Raw genomic sequence first — 17,115 nt, 5'->3', positions numbered from 1 at the left:
TACCAACAATACAACAACTACTAAAAATGGTTCACCAGTGATATTGAACATGAATATAAGCGACCAAGACTTCCAGCTCCGAAGGCTGGTATTTGATGACGGTGATGACTCGGACGGTTTGCTGTACCGATGTCCCGGCGCATCCGAAGAACGAACGTGAACAGGTTACGTCGCTGTCGCTGTTGGGACGACGTATCGATGCCCGTTCGAACGAGTACTACTGTCCTGGGGTGATACTATTGCGAATCCGCTCGGCGATTTCGTTCCGAGAGGGGCGTCGCTCCGGTTCGTCTGTATCGTAGAGGCGCTTCGTGACGAGGTCTATCAGGTTCAACTGTTCCAGTAGCTCACGAGCCTGCTTCCGCTCGAGATCAAGTTCTCGGTGGACGTCGTACAATGTCATCGACGATTCGATCGCATCTATCAGTTCGTCGATTGCGATGTCTTCTGGGAGTCCGATCCCATCAGCGACGAGTTGGTTCTCGACAGCCGACTCGTCGGCACCGTCCTCGACGACGGTGTTCGTGTCGTACGATGCGGGTTCGTGGACGCCAGCGTCGATCATGTATCGACGAACGGTTTCGGATGCGACATCCATCTCGAGGATGTCTGCCATCGCGGTGAACGTATCGAACGTGTCGTACAGACACTGCAAATACTCGACGTCATCGTAGGGTGGCAGATCGTCGTTACGTGCGGATGCGAGCTTGCGCTCGGTTCCACTGTCCAGTGTGTGATTGTGCTCCGTTTCATTTTCAGTCTGCGTTTTAGCGTCCTGTGTGGGTTCGTGAGCGGACGCGTTCATGCCTTCGGTTGGCGACCTCGATTTCGATTCGTCACTGGATACTGCCGTTTCGATGTCGGCCGCTGCTCTGTTCTCATCCGTCTTTGGCCGTTCGGAGTACACGACCGTTTCGTCCGTATTGCCGTCAGGTGCAGGGGCGACGTCGGCCGTCATTCCAGCCGAATCCGGCTCCGTATCTGTGAACTCGAGAGCGAACGTTACGACGATGGTTCCATCCGAGATAACGCTGACTGACTCTCTGACACTCGACACGCCCGAAGGCGTGTACTCGTCGATCGGCGGCACGGCTGCTGGCGAAAACTCGATCTGTAATCCACCGTTCTCTTCGAGTGTCGCTGTTTGCGGTGTTGGTTCGGTTCCCGGATGAGCCGTCGTCGCTCCACAGAGCGGCACGGCAACATCGACCGAGACGTTGAGTTCGCCACCGTTCCCCCCAATAGTTGCGTCGACCTGATGGACCACCCCACCGTCGGACTCGTATTCCTCGATCGTTTGAGATAGCATCCCAACCGAGTCACTTACTACCATGGTATCTACAATCATCCAGTTGTTCGGGTTAAGACTGAGTGGGGAATAGTTCACACTATTAAATAGTCGGCGATGAATCTAAGTTACAGTTGTCGTCAAATTCCAGTTATTCGGGCGGTATTTTTCTTGTTCACTGTCCATAGACCACACAATCTTTTTATTCACTCTTCCTGTTCAGCCTAGACGAACGTTTCCGGGACGGTGATCGATTCCGGTGGAGGCAGATCCGCAAGGAAGCTATCACGGCCTGAAGTCCACGATTTCCACGCCATGGCAGCTATGAACACGATAACAATCAGTACCGAAAAAGAATCATTTGTCGAGATTGCAAAGGAAGCACCAGCTGGCGTTCGAATTCCCGTCGAAGTACGTCTGCCGGTCTCTGACCCCTTCGATGCCTATCGAACGGTCCGTGATACGAAGCATGATGGATTCTATCTCGAAACCACAGGCGGTCAGTCGGGATGGGGATACTTCGGTGTCGACCCCGTTGAACGAATTCAGGTGAGTGCGAACGTGGTCAATCGAGACGCAATGAGTCCATCGATTCAGGCGATTGACGCGCTCTTGGAACGCGAACGGCTGGTTCGCGGATCCTGCACAGTTCCATATCCATGCGGTGCATTTGGATGGCTCTCCTACGACGTCGCCCGGGAACTCGAGGAGTTGCCATCGACGACGAGAGACGAACGAGGCCTTCCGCGCCTCCAACTGGGCATCTTTGACCGCGTCGCAGCGTGGCAAGAGCCGCGAGACGGTGGCGTGGAACTCCGGATCACGGCGTGTCCCATCGTCGACGATGAACCGACCACTGCCTACGAGACTGGACGGGAACAGGCGCTTTCGCTGGCACAGGCCGTGATCGACGGTAGCGAGCCAACACACACGGCTCCGGCTTCTGCAGCGCGGGCGACGTTCGAGAGCGACTGCGGACGGGCGGCATTCGCTGACCGTGTCCAGCGGGTCAAACAGTACATTCGCGACGGTGAGACGTTCCAAGCGAATATTTCTCATCGACTGGTCGCGCCAGCAGCTGCCCACCCGGTCGACGTGTTCGACGCGGCCCGACGGGTGAACCCGGCCCCCTACTCGGGCCTGCTCGAGTTTCCGGGACTTGATCTCATTAGCGCGAGCCCCGAGCTGTTGCTCGAGGGGGCCGGATCAGAACTTGTCACGGAACCGATTGCTGGAACCAGACCTCGAGGCGAGACCCCAACGGCGGATACGGAACTGGAGAGAGATCTCCGTAGCGACGAGAAAGAACGGGCAGAACACGCAATGCTCGTCGATCTCGAGCGTAACGATCTCGGTAAGGTAAGCGAGTTCGGCTCTGTTGACGTGACGGAGTATCGCCGTGTGGACCGGTACTCGGAGGTTATGCACCTTGTCTCGCTCGTCGAAGGGAGCCTTCGGGACGACGTAAACCTCGCTGACGCTGTTGCAGCAGTGTTCCCCGGTGGAACGATCACCGGCGCACCCAAGCCGCGAACAATGGAGATCATCGACGAACTCGAGGCGACGCGTCGCGGTCCGTACACCGGGAGTATTGGGATCTTCGGTTTCGACGATCGGGTGACGTTGAACATCAGTATCAGGACGCTGGTCCGGCACGCCGACGAGTATCACCTTCGCGTCGGTGCCGGTGTCGTCCACGATTCGATCCCAGAACGCGAGTACGATGAGACCCTCGACAAGGCGCGGGCACTCGTTACGGCTGTCGATGAGGCACTCGGCGAACAGGCGTCGTTCGCCGTCGAAACTGTTCCTGATGTAGCTGGTGGTGTGGAATGATTCTGATTATCGACAACTACGACTCGTTCGCGTACAACCTCGTCCAGTACGTCGGGGAGTTCGAAGACGTAACGGTACGACGCAATGACGAAATCGACGTCGACGGAATACGAACGCTCGATCCTGACGGCATTGTCGTGTCTCCTGGCCCGGGAACCCCCGCAGAAGCCGGCGTTTCCGTCGACGTCTTCTCCGAAACCGCGTATCCAGCACTCGGCGTCTGTCTCGGCCACCAGGCGCTCTGTACCGCCCACGGCGTTCCAGTTGGGCACGCACCCGACGTCGTCCACGGTAAACCGTCTGTGGTGAGCCACGATGGGACTGCCCTCTACGACGGCGTTCCGAACCCCGTTGAGGTCGGTCGGTACCATTCACTTTCGATTGACAGGAACGACCTGCCGTCGCAACTCTTCGAGACGGCACACACTGACGACGACAGGGGGATAGTCATGGGGGTCCGACACGCTCAACGGCCCCACGTTGGGGTCCAGTTTCATCCGGAGAGTATTCTCACTGACGCAGGCAAGCGAATCGTTCAGAACTTCTGTTCATCAATCGTCCACGGCTGAGTCGCGTGCGTTTGGCTGTCACACTTGCACTGCGATACAGGCGACTTTTTCGCCGGCCGTAACGACGGATTCTCTCGTGAGCGAGTAGACGACGCCGGCGTCGGTTGTCGTCACGGACTGGCGTTTTTTGAATGTGGTCGGACAGTACACCGTTCCCAGCTCAGCTTCCTGGGACACGTGATCACCAACCTCGATATCCGGATTTGACTCGAAGATACCGGACCGGTCCGTTCCGATACGACCTCCGTTGTGACGGAGAAGCGTCTGTGGCGGTGTCGCTGCTGGCTCTTCACGGATGATTCCCAGTTTACCGAGGACGTTCCGAAGCCCTCGTACACCTCTCCGTGCCGCGTCGTGGTCGATCTGGCGACTGTTCGAGAGTTCCGGGACGATCGCCGGAATACCGGCCCGCGCAGCAGCCGTCCGAAGTTTTCCCTGAAATGTCTCGTCCCCCTCTCCCCCGTGGTCGATCGCCGTACCCGTCAGTAGATAGTCCGTGCCGAACGTCGATGCAAGACGTCGCGATTCCTGGTCACCGCTCTGGAACCGCACGTGCTCGAGCATGTCTGCGGTACCAGTGTGCAGGTCGATCACAAGGTCTGCCGTCTCGATCAGTTGCCACAGTGTGGCGACCATTCGTTCTTGCACGGTCCCATCGTCGTCACCCGGCCAGACGCGGTTGCAGTTCGGATTGACTGCATCGATCGCCTGTGGCGTGACATACGACGCATGATCGAACGCGAGCGTGTTGACGATTGGAACGACGATCACCGTCCCGGCGAGATCCGTGGCCAGCAGACGATGATGAAGTCGGCGCAACGCAGCCGTCCCGTTGAGTTCAATTCCGTGCTGTGCGGCCTGCAGGTACGCAGTCGGCCCGATCCCGCCCTCGTATCGGTGACGGTCACGGTGATGTCCGTCCCGGACGGCAGACGACCGAGGCGGCGCTCGCGCTTCGTATGAGTAACGTCCTCGTACTCCATATTGGTTCAACCGCTCGGTAGGGCTTGTAAGTTTGGACGTATCTCGAGGAGGTGACGTTTTACGTGACCGCCGTACAGCAGTCAGTCGTATGCATCTCGAGCAAGCAACGTGGACGGAGATCGATGCGATCGACACGACTCTGGTGCTGTTTCCTGTCGGAAGCACTGAACAGCACGGTCCACACGCACCGCTGGGTACGGACACGCTCAACGCCGAGACGATCGCGGACGCGGCGGCCGAGCGATACGACGGGACGGTCGTCGTCACACCCGCGGTCCCAGTCGGTGTCGCCGAAGAACACAGCCAGTTCACTGGAATCCTGTGGACGTCGCTGTCGACGTTCAAAGCGTACGTTCGTGATATCGCCAGAAGCCTTGCCCACCACGGATTCGATCGACTCGTCCTCGTTAACGGTCATGGCGGGAATACGGTTGCCCTCTAGGAGGTTGCCGGCCAGAGCAGCAGGCATGATGACGCGTACGCCGTGTCGGTCACGTGGTTCGACGAGGTCGGCGAACACAGTTCCCGTATAGGATATGGCGGGCCACTCGAGACCGTGTTGCTTCGGCATGCGAATCCCGACACCGTCCGTGACGAACGCCTCGAGGAGGTCGCCGAGACGCTGGTCGAACTGTTGCAAACCGTCGCCGACCGCGACCACGAGATACCCGACCACCGCTGATGGGGTTCGATTCGGGCCGCTTACGGTAGGGGGCCGTGTTTCGCGCCGGACTGATGGCTTCAGACGGTCTGCGGTACCGATTGACCACCGAACACCAGCGGCGTCTCAGTCCCAATCGGCGAGCTACTTCACAATGATATCAGTGTTATTTTTATCTCCGCTGTTATCTTCGGTCTCGGCCGCCGAAACTCTACTAGTAATAGAACCGTCATGTTGTTGCGAACGATGCATGTGAGCGATAACTATATTTGTCCGCCTCAGGGATATCGGATTGTCAGTTATGAACACACACGATAGTCTGCCAGCCGAAGCAGATACGGTTATCGTCGGCGCTGGGATCGTCGGGTGCAGCACGGCGTACCACCTGACCCAACTTGGGCGCGACGACGTGGTTGTCGTCGACCAGGGTCCGCTTCCCACGACTGGCGGCTCGTCCAGCCACGCACCGGGGATTATGTTTCAGACGGCAGATGACAAGGTCCTCACGAAGTTCGCAATGTACAGTCGTAAGCTGTACTCGGAACTCGAGGACGATGACGGCGAACCACTGTACAGCAAGACTGGCGGCATCGAAGTCGCACGAACTGCCGAGCGAATGGACTACCTCCAGCGTCGCGTCGAGCGAGGGACGGCCTGGGGTATCCCGGACCCACAAATCCTCTCGCCGGAGGAGGTCGAAGAGAAACTGCCACTCGTCGACAGCGATGTTATCCAGGGTGGCTACTACTCGCCAAGCGATGGCCAGGTCTCGGGCGTAAAGGCGTGTGCTGCGTTGGCCGAGGCCGCGATGGAGCAGGGAGCACGGTTCGTTCCACACACGAGGATCGATGATGTCGCAGTCGACGGCGATGAGGTCCAGTCGGTCGTCACCAAAAACGGCGATATCGAGTGTAACGAAGTCGTGATCGCGACCAACATCTGGGCGCGTCAACTCGGTGAACAGCTCGGTGTCCATCTGCCGGTCACCCCGGTTGAACATCAGTACACGATCACCGAACCGCTCGAGGAACTCGCCGAGAGTCACACGGACGTCACCGATGATCCGGTCTACGAGAACTATCGGGATGTCTCCGGAGAAAAAGCCGATCGGCTTCTTTCGGACCCAGATCGACCGATTCTCCGCGATCAGGATCATGCGATGTACTTCCGGACCCACGGTGACGCGTACGGAATCGGCTCGTATAACCACGAGTCGATCGTTCCGGATCCACAGGAGCTTGGCGGCAACGACGAGGATGGTGAACAGGGGTCGGTCCACGAGTTCTCCGACTACCATATGGACAACCCGACCCACCCCGACCGCCCGGAGAAAGCACCGCGACAGGCCAGCGACGAACTGCTACCTGCGACGGCGGAGAAAGAACTCGAGCACAAGTTCAACGGGATGTTCTCGGAGTCCCCGAACGGGCTGCCTATAATGGGGCCCGTCGCGGAGTACGACGGGCTCTGGTCGGCGGCAGCGATCTGGGTGACCCACGCTGGCGGCGCAGGGAAAGCCCTCGCCGAATGGATGGAAAACGATGCGCCACGGCTCCCAGACGGACCGATCGACCTCTCACACTGTAACGTCAACCGCTTTCAGCCCCACGAGGGGAGCTGGGACTTCGCTCGCGATATTGGGGGTGAAGAGTACCGGATCGTCTACAACATCGTCCATCCCAAGTGGACCTGGACGGACCACCAGCGCGACATCCGCCGGAGCTCGATCTATCACACATTAAAAGAGCTCGACGCCGAACTGTGGGCGGAAGCCGGCTGGGAGGAAGCCCACTGGTTCGATTCGAACGCGGATCTTCTGGCGAAATACGGCGAGCAGATCCCTGATCGCGATGGCTGGGAGGCGAAGTACTGGTCGCCGATCGAAGGCGCTGAGGCCATGCACGTGCGCAACGCCGTCGGCCTTCACGACATGACCTCGTTCAACAAGATGGAAATCAGTGGCCAGGGCGCTGATGAGTTCATCCAGTACCTGTGTACGAACGACATGGACATCGACGTCGGTCAGGTTCGCTACACGCTCATGTGCAACGAGAACGGTGGCGTTCGCGCCGACATCACTGTCACGCGCGTTGACGACGACAGATACCTGGTGTTGACAACTGGGCGTGACGTCGGACAGAACCACCTTGCGTGGATCAGCCAGCATGCACCCGACGACGTCGTGGTCCGGGACGTCACATCGAACCTCTCGTCGTTCGTCCTCACGGGGCCAAAGGCCCGGAAGGTCTTAGAGAAGGTCACTCGAGCCGACCTCTCGAACGACGCGTTTCCATACTTCTCCGCACAGGAGATCTTCATCGAGAACGTTCCGGTTACCGCACTTCGTGTCTCCTATGCGGGTGAACTCGGCTGGGAACTGTACACGCCAAGCGAGTACGGCGAACGGCTTTGGGAACACCTCTGGGAGGCCGGACAGGAGTACGACCTCAGACCGTACGGCAACGGGGCGCTTGACTCCCTGCGCCTCGAGAAGGGCTTCCGACTGTGGGGTGAGGACCTCCATACCGAACACAACCCATACGAAGCCGGCTTGAGCTTCGCCGTCGACCTCGAGACCGACTTCATCGGCAAGGAAGCAGTCGTTGCGGCTGCTGACGGCGACCGGATCAGCCACAACGTCGCCTGCCTGACGCTCGACGACGAGGAGGCGGTCGTCTTCAAAGATCGACCCGTTCTCGACGGTGACGAGACGCTTGGCTACGTCCACAGCGCCGAGTACGGCTACGCCGTCGGCTCCTGTGTCGCCTACGCATACCTCCCACCCGAGTACGCCGAGCCGGGGACTAAACTCGAGATCCTCCACGAGGGTGAGCGATACACGGCGACGGCCCGTGACGAACCGCTGTACGATCCCGAGCGCGAACGCGTCCTGTCGTAGTCACCTCCGGCAACCGTAGCACGATCTTTTCATTACACGTCCACGTCGTTTACGTTCAGTGACTAGTCGAGCCGAGGCTATTCGTTGACTGTTGCTGTCCATTACTCTCGTCAGTGCCCCCGAAAGCGTCTACTCGTGACCGCTGTGAGGCAGCGCCAAACGAAACGCCGACGTGATCACGCCGGTTCCGGGCGCTATCTCCGCTCACTCACGATGTTCTCTACAACACAATCAAAGCTGCGAGCCTACAGGAAGACGTCACAGTCTCGCTCTCTTAACCGGTGAGAGCGAGGTAACCACGCTCGGGAAAGATCGTCGTCGACACGACTCGCAAAACCCATAACAATACATACATTTTGTGGACACGACACAGTTTCGGTATGTGCCGTCGATCGCCCGATCTGCGAGCCGTTCACGGCGTCTATATTAAATGACCGGTGCACTTATCAGACCGACCGTGCCACTGGTGTGTGTTACATGTCCACAGAGAGTCTCCCCTCTCGAGCCGAGACAGTGATTATCGGTGCCGGGGCCGTCGGGTGTAGCGTTGCCTATCATCTGACGGAACTCGGTGCCGAAGACGTCGTCGTCGTCGATCAGGGACCGATTCCAGTGACGGGCGGATCGTCGACGCACGCGCCAGGGATCATGTTCCAGACGTCGCCATCGAAGATTCAAACGAAGACAGCCCATTACACGAGTCGGCTATTGAAAGATGCGGGCGTCTATACTGAAGTCGGCGGAATCGAACTCGCCCGATCGGACGCACGAATGGACTTCCTCCAGCGTCGCGTCGAGTGGGCCACCTCGTACGGCCTTCCGGAGCCCCAACTTCTCGATCCAGCGGAAGTCGTCGACCGCCTCCCGCTGGTCAACGAAGACGAAATTTTAGGCGGCTACTACTCCCCGACCGACGGTCAAGTGGCTGGTACAGACGCGCTCCAGTGGTATATGCAGACGTCACCAGCTCGGTTTTTCGGGCACACGGAAGTCACTGATATCGAGTCAAACGGCGGTGAGGTACAGGCGGTCGTCACCGACAACGGGCGTATCGAGTGTGAGCGGTGCGTGCTCGCGACGAACAACTGGGCGTACCAGACCGGCCAGATGGCCGGGATCGACCTGCCGATCACACCGGTTGAGCACCAGTACACCGTCACCGAACCGCTCGAGGAACTCCAGGGTAACGAGCACACGATCGGTGATGCTACTGCCGGCCTCGAGGTGCCTGGTGACCGACAGATAACCGAGTTCATGGCCCAGTCCCCTGATCGGCCAGTTGGTCGCGACCAGGACAACTCGCTGTACTTCCGGACCCACGGCGACGGCTACGGACTGGGTTCGTACAATCACGAGCCGCTGGTCGTCGATCCGAACGAGATGGGGACGAACAGCGACGAGAGTCAGGCGTCGGTCCACAGCTTTACCAAAAAACACTGGACACAGGCGACACACCCGAACCGCGACAAGTCGCCACAGCAGGCGTTCGACGAACTGCTTCCTGCGACCGAAGGGAAAGCGTTCCGCGTCACCGAGAACGGTATCTTCGTCTACACTCCTGACGGGATGCCGGTTATCGGCGAGACAGCGGCAATCGATGGGCTCTGGACCGGACTCGCAATCTGGTGGACACACTCCGGCGGCTACGGGAAAATCCTCGCGGAGTGGATAGAAAATGGCGTCCCACGGCTTCCGTCCGGGCCAGTCGACACGAGCGGGATCCACGTCAACCGGTTCGAGCCACACGCCGGCAGTCCCGAGTACTTTACCGATCGTGGCGGCCTGCGATACCAGCAGGTCTACAGCATTGTCGAACCGCGGTGGCAACCGGATGACCATCGTGGCCTCCGTGTCAGTCCGTTCTACCAGCACCAGCAAGAACTCGGCGCGGAGTTCTATCAGCGCGGCGGCTGGGAGGTTCCGCAGTGGTACGAACACAACGCCGACCTTGTCTCGAGATACGAGGACCGGATCCCCGAGCAAGACGGCTGGCAGTCAGTCAACCGATCCCCGATTGAGGGAGCCGAACATCTCCACACTCGCGAGAACGTCTCTATGTTCGATATGACGACGTTCAGTTCAATTATGGTTGAGGGCGACGATGCCGGCCAGTTCCTCCAGCGAATCTGTAGCAACGACATGGACATCGACGTCGGCCAGGTGCGTTACACTACATTGCTGAACGAGGGTGGAACCGTCCTTGCCGACCTCACCGTTGCTCGACTCGACGAGACCGAGTACATGGTGACGACCGGTGGCGGTAACTCACCGGGCATTCACGGCTCCTGGATCGAGAATCACGCACCCGAAACCGTTTCCATCACGGTCGAGGAATCAGCAAAGTGTACTGTCGGCCTGTGGGGCCCGAAGTCGCGACTGCTGCTTCAGCGTGTCACTGACGCTGCTGTCTCCAACGATGACTTCCCGTATTTCAGCTGTAAGCGCCTCTACGTTGGCGATGTCCCCGTGATCGCGCTTCAAGTATCGTACGTTGGCGAACTCGGCTGGGAGCTGTGGGCACCCTCGGAGTACGGCCAGAAACTCTGGACCACGCTGTGGGAAGCCGGACAGGATCTCGACGTCAGACCGATGGGCAGCGGCGCCCTCGAGTCGATGCGCCTCGAGAAAGGGTTCCGGCTGTGGGGGACGGATATCGATACCGATGTCACTCCGCTCGCCGCTGGAGTGCCGTTTGCAGTCGATTTAGACACCGATTTCATCGGAAAAGACGCGCTGGTTGAAGCCAAAGAGTCGGGAGTCGATACCCGGGTTGCCTGTCTGACTCTCGATGAGTCGACTGACGTCATGTTGGGTGGACGGCCGGTCCACAAGGACGGCAAGGCTGTGGGATACGTGCAGGCTGGCGACTACGGCTACAGTATCGAGAAGTCGATCGCCTACACGTACCTGCCGAGTGAGTACGCCGACGCCGGAACGTCGGTTCAGATCGAGTGTGAAGGGACGACCTACGACGCAACAGTTCGTGACGAACCGCTGTTCGACCCCGGTCGAGACAAGATCATTCGGTAACGAGTGGCGCTTCGCGAACACAATTCCGGCTATGAGCGAATCACAGGAACGAGATCCGTTGATACAGTACGACGATATCGCACAGGCACGAGAACGACTCACTGACGAGACGGTCGTCAAGCGAACGCCGATCGAGCAGAGTACGTCGCTTGGCGAGATGGTCGACGCGGAGGTGTACCTGAAGATGGAACACCTCCAGTGGACTGGCTCGTTCAAGACGAGAGGGGCGTACAACAAGATCTGTCAGGCGGTCGATAACGGCGCAGACGAGTTCGTCGCCGCCAGTGCGGGCAACCACGCACAGGGTGTCGCACTCGCGGCGACGAACTGTGGTGCGGACTCGACGATCGTTATGCCGAAACACGCCCCGCAGGCGAAGATCGACGCGACGCGGAGCTACGGCGCGACGGTCGAACTGGTTGGGCAGGATTTCCAAGAAGCGATGGAGTATGCACAGTCCTACGCGGCTGAGCAGGACGTCGAATTCGTTCACGCGTACGACGATCCACACATCGTTGCCGGGCAGGGAACACTCGGTATCGAGATGCACGAGGACTGTTCCGACGTCGATACCGTCGTCGTTCCGATCGGTGGTGGAGGGCTGATCAGCGGCATTGCGACCGCGCTCGATCATCTCTCCCCGGAGACACGCGTTGTCGGAGTTCAGGCCGAGGGCGCCGCAACCGTCCACGAGAGTCTCGCCAAGGGGATTCCGGTCACGCTCGAGACCGTCGACACCATCGCGGACGGGATCGCGACTGGCGGGATCTCCGATCTGACACTGAATCTCATCGAGCGACACGTCGACGAGGTCGTCACTGTTAGCGACGCTCAGATTGCGAATGCGATATTGCTGTTGCTCGAGCGGGCAAAGCAGGTCGTCGAAGGTGCGGCCGCATCGTCGGTCGCGGCGATCCTGAGCGACGATCTAGACGTACGCGGCGAGGTAGTCATGCCGCTTCTTTGCGGGGGGAACCTCGATATGACAATGCTACAGACAGTTCTCATTCACGCACTGACGGAACGAGGGCAGATCCTCCGTCTCCGCGTGAAAATCGATGATATGCCGGGGAAAATGGATGAAATCTCGGGAATCATCGCCGACCACGGCGCCAACATTCAGACTGTCCGCCACGATCGCGCAGTCGAAGATCTCACTGTCGGTGAAGCGTATCTGGTATTCCAGATCGAGACGAGTGGTGCCGAACACGCTGCATCGATCATTCAAGCGATCGAATCTGAGGGGTACTCGGTCGAGGACGTCAATCGCAAGTAATCAGCTACATTATGTGTAGTGGAAATTGCTCCCCTGTCGGTCGACCGATGGGTTCTCTAGTCTCTCAAACGTGTTGGATAATAGAATAAGGAGTAGATTTATAATCGATAACGGAAATGGACCATGAGAGGCAGTAACTAACAATGTCTGGTGTGAAAGAGCGAACAGCGAGACAAAGAGTCGAAAACATGGACGAATGCTCGTCAAATGAACTATTTGACTGGTGGGCACACAGTACTGCCCATCAGCAGCGAGTAATACGAGTTGCGGGAGAACGGTGATCACGGATGTCCAAATCAGAACACAACGGTCCGATCGGACGATTTACTGACGAACTCGATACCCCGGTGTTCGTGATCGGCGTCGTCGTCGCTACAGCAGCAGTGCTCGCGTTCATCCTGAGACCCGAAACCGCTTCGGGATATATGAGCGGTGTGAACGACTTCCTGTGGACTGCAGCAGGATGGTGGTATCTGCTCGTGATGTTCTTGGCTGTGGTGTTCGTTGCGTTCTTGATTTTCGGCCCGTGGGGGAACATCAAGCTCGGTGCCGAGGATGAGACACCCGAGTTTTCGTTTCCCGCGTACTTCTCGATGCTGTACTCGGCGGGTATCGCGGCTGGGATCGTCTTTTGGGGGCCTGCTGAGGCTGTCTTCCACTACGATACGACTCCTCCATTGATTGGCGCGGAGTCGCAGTCGGCGGCAGCAGCCGCCGGTGCGATCCAGTACACGTTCTTCCACTGGGGGATCTCCGCGTGGACAGCCTTCGTGGTGATGGCGTTGCCGATCGCGTACTATGCGCACCGGTACGACGCACCATTACGAATTTCGACCATTATCGCTCCCTGGGTCGGATTAGATAACCTCGACAGTCCGCTTGCGAAGCTTATTGACAGTCTCGCTGTCTTTGGGACTATCGGCGGTGTCGCGACCACGGTGGGGCTGGTCGGCAGTCAATTCCTCGTCGGTGTCGAGTGGACGACCGGCGCGAGCGTCGGTGATTTCGGGACCATATTCGTGATTACCGGTCTGACCGTCGCATTCACGCTCTCGGTTGCGCTCGGCATCAAAAAGGGTATTCGTCGAATCTCGTATTTCAACATGGTCCTGTTTGCCCTGTTGACTGTCGTGACGTTCGTACTGGGTCCGACGACGTACATCATGTCCGTCGGAACAGAGGCGTTCGGCGCGTACGTCAACCAGTTCGTCACGATGAGCTTCTACACCGGATCTGCGGAGACTGCCGGTGGCGATGTCTCTGAGTGGGTCGGTGGCTGGACGGTCTTCTACTGGGCCTGGTGGTTTTCTTGGACGCCGTTCGTCGGGCTCTTCATCGCTCGTATTTCGCGCGGTCGAACGGTTAGACAGGTCGCTGCCACGGGCGTGCTTGCGTCAACTGGCGTCACAATCCCCTGGTTCGCCACCATGGGTGGATCGGCAATCTTCCTGCAGAACACCGGCCAGGCTGATATCCTGTCCGTTATCGGAGAGCTTGGCGAGGCCGGCTCCGGATACCCGCTGTTCGAGGCGTTGCCGCTCGGCATCTTCCTGACAGTCCTGTTTCTCGTGCTCGTGACGACCTTCCTCGTCACGTCGGCTGACTCCTCAACGCTGGCACTCGGAATGCTTACAACTGGTGGCTCCGAAGAGCCTTCGACGATCAACCGTGTCATCTGGGGATTCCTTATTGGCGCACTCGCATCGCTGCTGATGGTGACCGGCGGTGTCGATGCCCTCCAACAGGCTGCGATCATCACCGGCGGTCCGTTCGCTGTAATCGTCTTGCTTGCTGTTGCGGCGATGGTCGTTTCCTTCGGCGATCTTCAGCCGTTGTTCCTCCGTGACGAAGACGACGCTTCACTCCCCTCTCTCGAGATCGATTCGTCCGAACGAGATACTGTCGATTCATCTGACGACTAATCTCCCTGGATCGTGTTTTTGAGGCTACGTCCCCTGATACGGATTGCTGTCGTCACTGACCGCCGATCACCAACCCCGTCCCTGGAGGTTGGCGGTAACTCGGTACAGCAGACCTCTGAATAGCCTGACCCATGGGTTGTTCATCGGATGATCAAGGTGACACCGATAGCTGCAAACACAATTCCGGCGAGTCTCGTCATCGTCACCTCGTCTCCAAAAACGACCATTCCGATGATGGCTGCCATGACGAAATACATCGCACCGAGAGCGGAGACGACTGTCGTCGATCCCGTAGAGAGCCCGGCGTATGTCGCAATGAAGCCGATTGCAGTGAACAACCCAGCTACGGCAGCGAGCAGCCCGCCTCTTGCAGTAACGACGAGCGATGCATCCGAGACGAGGACGAATCCGATCGCAATCGGTGTTGCGACGAGATACGAAATCGCGGCAGCAGTCCGCGGATCAATCGACTCCGATGCAGCATTACCAAAGGCCATCCACAACGACCACGCGATCATTGTAACCAGGCCGAAAAGAACAGCTGAGCTCATTTTAGGCGGATCCATTGGTTGTCTGGTTATGTCCCCTATCTAATAACTCTTCGTGCCGACTGTTGGCTCGACTCACAGTGAACCACCGGAGATGTCGACTGTTTTTCCGTGCTCGAGAGCTGACCGGGACTCTTGGAGCTACTCAGCCGGTTCGGCCGCCCGTCAGCCGATCCTGCCGCTTGATCTCACGCTGGAGACACGATGCACGTCTACGATACTCCCTCTGAGTACCGATTTGGTGCGACAGCAACACAACAGAAAGAAAACGGCTCGAGTTCCACGAGGTACTCGATCCGGTGGCCGATCACTCGTAGATCGGGAACTCCTCGCAGAGATCGTCGACCGTCGACGTCACACGATCATGGACGGCATCGTCGTCGGGGGTGTCGAGTACGTCGACGATAAGATCAGCAACGATCCCCATCTCCGCTTCCTCGAAGCTACGGGTCGTCAATGCGGGCGTCCCGACCCGGATTCCGCTTGTCACCATCGGCGACCTCGTTTCGCCAGGGACGGTGTTCTTGTTGACGATGATGCCGACGTCATTCAGCGCCGCTTCGGCCTGTTTGCCAGTGAGGCCGGGATGTGAGTCACGAAGGTCAACGAGGAGCAGGTGTTTGTCCGTCCCGCCGCTGACCAGCGCGAGTCCTCGCTCGGTGAACCGCTCAGCGAGTCGCGTTGCGTTCGCGACGACCTGTTCTGCATAGCTCTCGAACTCGCTGGTCTGGGCCTCTGCGAATCCGACGGCTTTCCCGGCAACGTTGTGCATCAACGGTCCGCCCTGTGCACCGGGGAAGATCGCCGAATCGATATCGTCGGCGTGCTCTGTGTCGCACATGATGAAGCCGCCACGACCCGCACGGATCGTCTTGTGCGTGCTTCCGGTGACGAAGTCCGCGTGCTCGGCCGGCGATGCATGGACGCCAGCCGCGATGAGTCCGGTCACGTGGGCGATATCCGCGAGATGGTAGGCGTCGACGTCGTCGGCGATCTCGTTGATCCGTTCATAGTCGAACTCGCGTGGGTACGCTGACGAGCCGCTGACGACGATATCGGGATCGACCTCGAGGGCATGGCTCGCCACCGCGTCGTAATCGATGTATCCTGTTTCGGGATCGACCTCGTACTGCTCGACGTCGTAGAGCTGGCCCGAGAAGTTGACGTCGTGCCCGTGTGAGAGATGCCCCCCGTGTGAGAGCGAAAGCGAGAGGATCCTGTCACCGGGCTCGAGTACCGAAAAGTAGACGCCCATGTTTGCCTGCGTTCCGCTATGTGGCTGCACGTTGGCGTGGTCCATCCCGAAGAGGTCTTTTGCGTGCTCGATGGCGAGTTCCTCTACGGTATCGACGTGCTGGCAGCCGCCGTAGTATCGCCCGCCAGGATACCCTTCTGCGTACTTGTTCGTCAATACGCTGCCTTGTGCCTCGAGAACGGATTCTGAGACGTGGTTCTCCGATGCGATCATCCCAAGCGTTGACTCCTGGCGACCGCGTTCGTGATCGATCGCCTCGGAAATGCTCGGCGCTGTCCGGTCGAGTGGCTGTTCGAACGCCATAGTTCACCTGTAACGGTTGTGAGTAAGTATCTTATGTGGGAAGGCTCCGAACCACGACCAGTCGCCTCGCTTATGAGATGTGTCGTGGGTGGCAACTGGAGCCGAGGTTTAAGACATCCGAACTAGTACGTGTGGGCATGAAGCGTGCTATTAGTTCCGACGACGCACCGGCAGCCGTTGGCGCATATAGTCAGGCGACAACAAACGGAGATCTCCTCATTACTGCAGGGCAGCTTCCGCTCACGGCGGACGGGGAGCTTCGTGACGACGAGCCCGTCGATGAGCAAACGAAACAGTGTCTGCACAACCTCGAAGCCATCCTCGAGTCGGAAGGATTGACGATGGCCGACGTTCTCAAAACATCCGTCTTCCTTGCTGACATCGACGATTTCGATGCGTTCAACGAGGCCTACAGCGAGTTTTTCGACGAGGATCCTCCTGCTCGAAGCGCCGTCGAAGTCGGATCGGTGCCAAAAGGGGCAGCAGTCGAGATCGAGGCGATCGCGGCCACCGAGTAGCGTCCTCCTCACTGCACACCCAGTCG

At 58.7% G+C, this 17,115-nt stretch carries 10 protein-coding genes and 2 pseudogenes; 8 read left to right on the top strand and 4 right to left on the bottom strand.

The genetic code is table 11. The features are described 5' to 3' along the window. Positions 1-217 precede the first annotated feature (217 nt). Positions 218-1,333, bottom strand: coding sequence for a hypothetical protein (locus BW940_RS15950; protein WP_076610208.1), 1,116 nt, complete (start codon positions 1,331-1,333; stop codon positions 218-220). A 279-nt stretch (positions 1,334-1,612) separates the two neighbouring features. On the opposite strand from BW940_RS15950, the gene pabB reads away from it, so the two are divergent. Continuing rightward, a complete protein-coding gene (gene pabB, locus BW940_RS15945; protein WP_076610207.1) occupies positions 1,613-3,124 on the top strand; it encodes an aminodeoxychorismate synthase, component I in 1,512 nt (503 codons plus the stop codon). Continuing rightward, positions 3,121-3,693, top strand: a complete 573-nt coding sequence (locus BW940_RS15940; protein ID WP_076610206.1) for an anthranilate synthase component II — start codon at positions 3,121-3,123, stop codon at positions 3,691-3,693. The genes pabB and BW940_RS15940 overlap by 4 nt, the downstream gene beginning before the upstream one ends. Before the next feature lie 18 nt (positions 3,694-3,711). Here BW940_RS15940 and BW940_RS15935 read toward each other — a convergent pair. Further along, a pseudogene (locus BW940_RS15935) lies at positions 3,712-4,676 on the bottom strand (succinylglutamate desuccinylase/aspartoacylase family protein). Positions 4,677-4,765: 89 nt separating this feature from the next. Between BW940_RS15935 and BW940_RS15930 the strand changes: the two are divergent. From BW940_RS15930 to BW940_RS15910, 5 genes and pseudogenes are all read left to right on the top strand, one after another. Beyond that, positions 4,766-5,296: pseudogene (locus tag BW940_RS15930) on the top strand (creatininase family protein); the annotation flags it as partial. 343 nt (positions 5,297-5,639) lie between these two features. Continuing rightward, positions 5,640-8,237, top strand: coding sequence for a GcvT family protein (locus BW940_RS15925; RefSeq protein ID WP_076610205.1), 2,598 nt, complete (start codon positions 5,640-5,642; stop codon positions 8,235-8,237). A 477-nt stretch (positions 8,238-8,714) separates the two neighbouring features. After that, positions 8,715-11,267, top strand: coding sequence for a GcvT family protein (locus BW940_RS15920; protein ID WP_076610204.1), 2,553 nt, complete (start codon positions 8,715-8,717; stop codon positions 11,265-11,267). 31 nt (positions 11,268-11,298) lie between these two features. Continuing rightward, entirely contained in the window at positions 11,299-12,543 is a 1,245-nt protein-coding gene (gene ilvA, locus BW940_RS15915) for a threonine ammonia-lyase (RefSeq protein ID WP_076610203.1), read from the top strand. A gap of 287 nt (positions 12,544-12,830) precedes the next feature. After that, complete coding sequence (locus tag BW940_RS15910) at positions 12,831-14,465, top strand: BCCT family transporter (protein ID WP_076610202.1); 1,635 nt, start codon at positions 12,831-12,833, stop codon at positions 14,463-14,465. 140 nt (positions 14,466-14,605) lie between these two features. On the opposite strand, the gene BW940_RS15905 is transcribed toward BW940_RS15910, so the two are convergent. Both BW940_RS15905 and glyA read right to left on the bottom strand, forming a co-directional pair. After that, a complete protein-coding gene (locus BW940_RS15905; RefSeq protein ID WP_076610201.1) occupies positions 14,606-15,031 on the bottom strand; it encodes an EamA family transporter in 426 nt (141 codons plus the stop codon). Between the two features lie 289 nt (positions 15,032-15,320). Next, entirely contained in the window at positions 15,321-16,571 is a 1,251-nt protein-coding gene (gene glyA, locus BW940_RS15900; RefSeq protein WP_076610200.1) for a serine hydroxymethyltransferase, read from the bottom strand. A gap of 137 nt (positions 16,572-16,708) precedes the next feature. Here glyA and BW940_RS15895 point away from each other — a divergent pair, with 137 nt between their 5' ends. Beyond that, positions 16,709-17,089 carry a Rid family detoxifying hydrolase gene (locus tag BW940_RS15895; protein WP_076610199.1) on the top strand — a complete coding sequence of 127 codons (381 nt, stop codon included), beginning with the start codon at positions 16,709-16,711 and terminating at the stop codon, positions 17,087-17,089. Positions 17,090-17,115: the final 26 nt, after the last annotated feature.

The sequence above is a fragment of the Natronorubrum thiooxidans genome (genome assembly GCF_900156475.1).
GTDB classification, from domain to species: domain Archaea; phylum Halobacteriota; class Halobacteria; order Halobacteriales; family Natrialbaceae; genus Natronorubrum; species Natronorubrum thiooxidans.
This window is presented reverse-complemented; position numbering and strand designations above follow the sequence as displayed.

Bases quoted from the DNA above. Each gene is read 5' to 3' on its own strand.
- pabB (WP_076610207.1), top strand. From the start codon at position 1,613: ATGAACACGATAACAATCAGTACCGAAAAAGAATCATTTGTCGAGATT.
- BW940_RS15940 (WP_076610206.1), top strand. From the start codon at position 3,121: ATGATTCTGATTATCGACAACTACGACTCGTTCGCGTACAACCTCGTC.
- glyA (WP_076610200.1), bottom strand. From the start codon at position 16,571: ATGGCGTTCGAACAGCCACTCGACCGGACAGCGCCGAGCATTTCCGAG.
- ilvA (WP_076610203.1), top strand. From the start codon at position 11,299: ATGAGCGAATCACAGGAACGAGATCCGTTGATACAGTACGACGATATC.
- BW940_RS15910 (WP_076610202.1), top strand. From the start codon at position 12,831: ATGTCCAAATCAGAACACAACGGTCCGATCGGACGATTTACTGACGAA.
- BW940_RS15895 (WP_076610199.1), top strand. From the start codon at position 16,709: ATGAAGCGTGCTATTAGTTCCGACGACGCACCGGCAGCCGTTGGCGCA.
- BW940_RS15920 (WP_076610204.1), top strand. From the start codon at position 8,715: ATGTCCACAGAGAGTCTCCCCTCTCGAGCCGAGACAGTGATTATCGGT.
- BW940_RS15905 (WP_076610201.1), bottom strand. From the start codon at position 15,031: ATGGATCCGCCTAAAATGAGCTCAGCTGTTCTTTTCGGCCTGGTTACA.
- BW940_RS15950 (WP_076610208.1), bottom strand. From the start codon at position 1,333: ATGGTAGTAAGTGACTCGGTTGGGATGCTATCTCAAACGATCGAGGAA.
- BW940_RS15925 (WP_076610205.1), top strand. From the start codon at position 5,640: ATGAACACACACGATAGTCTGCCAGCCGAAGCAGATACGGTTATCGTC.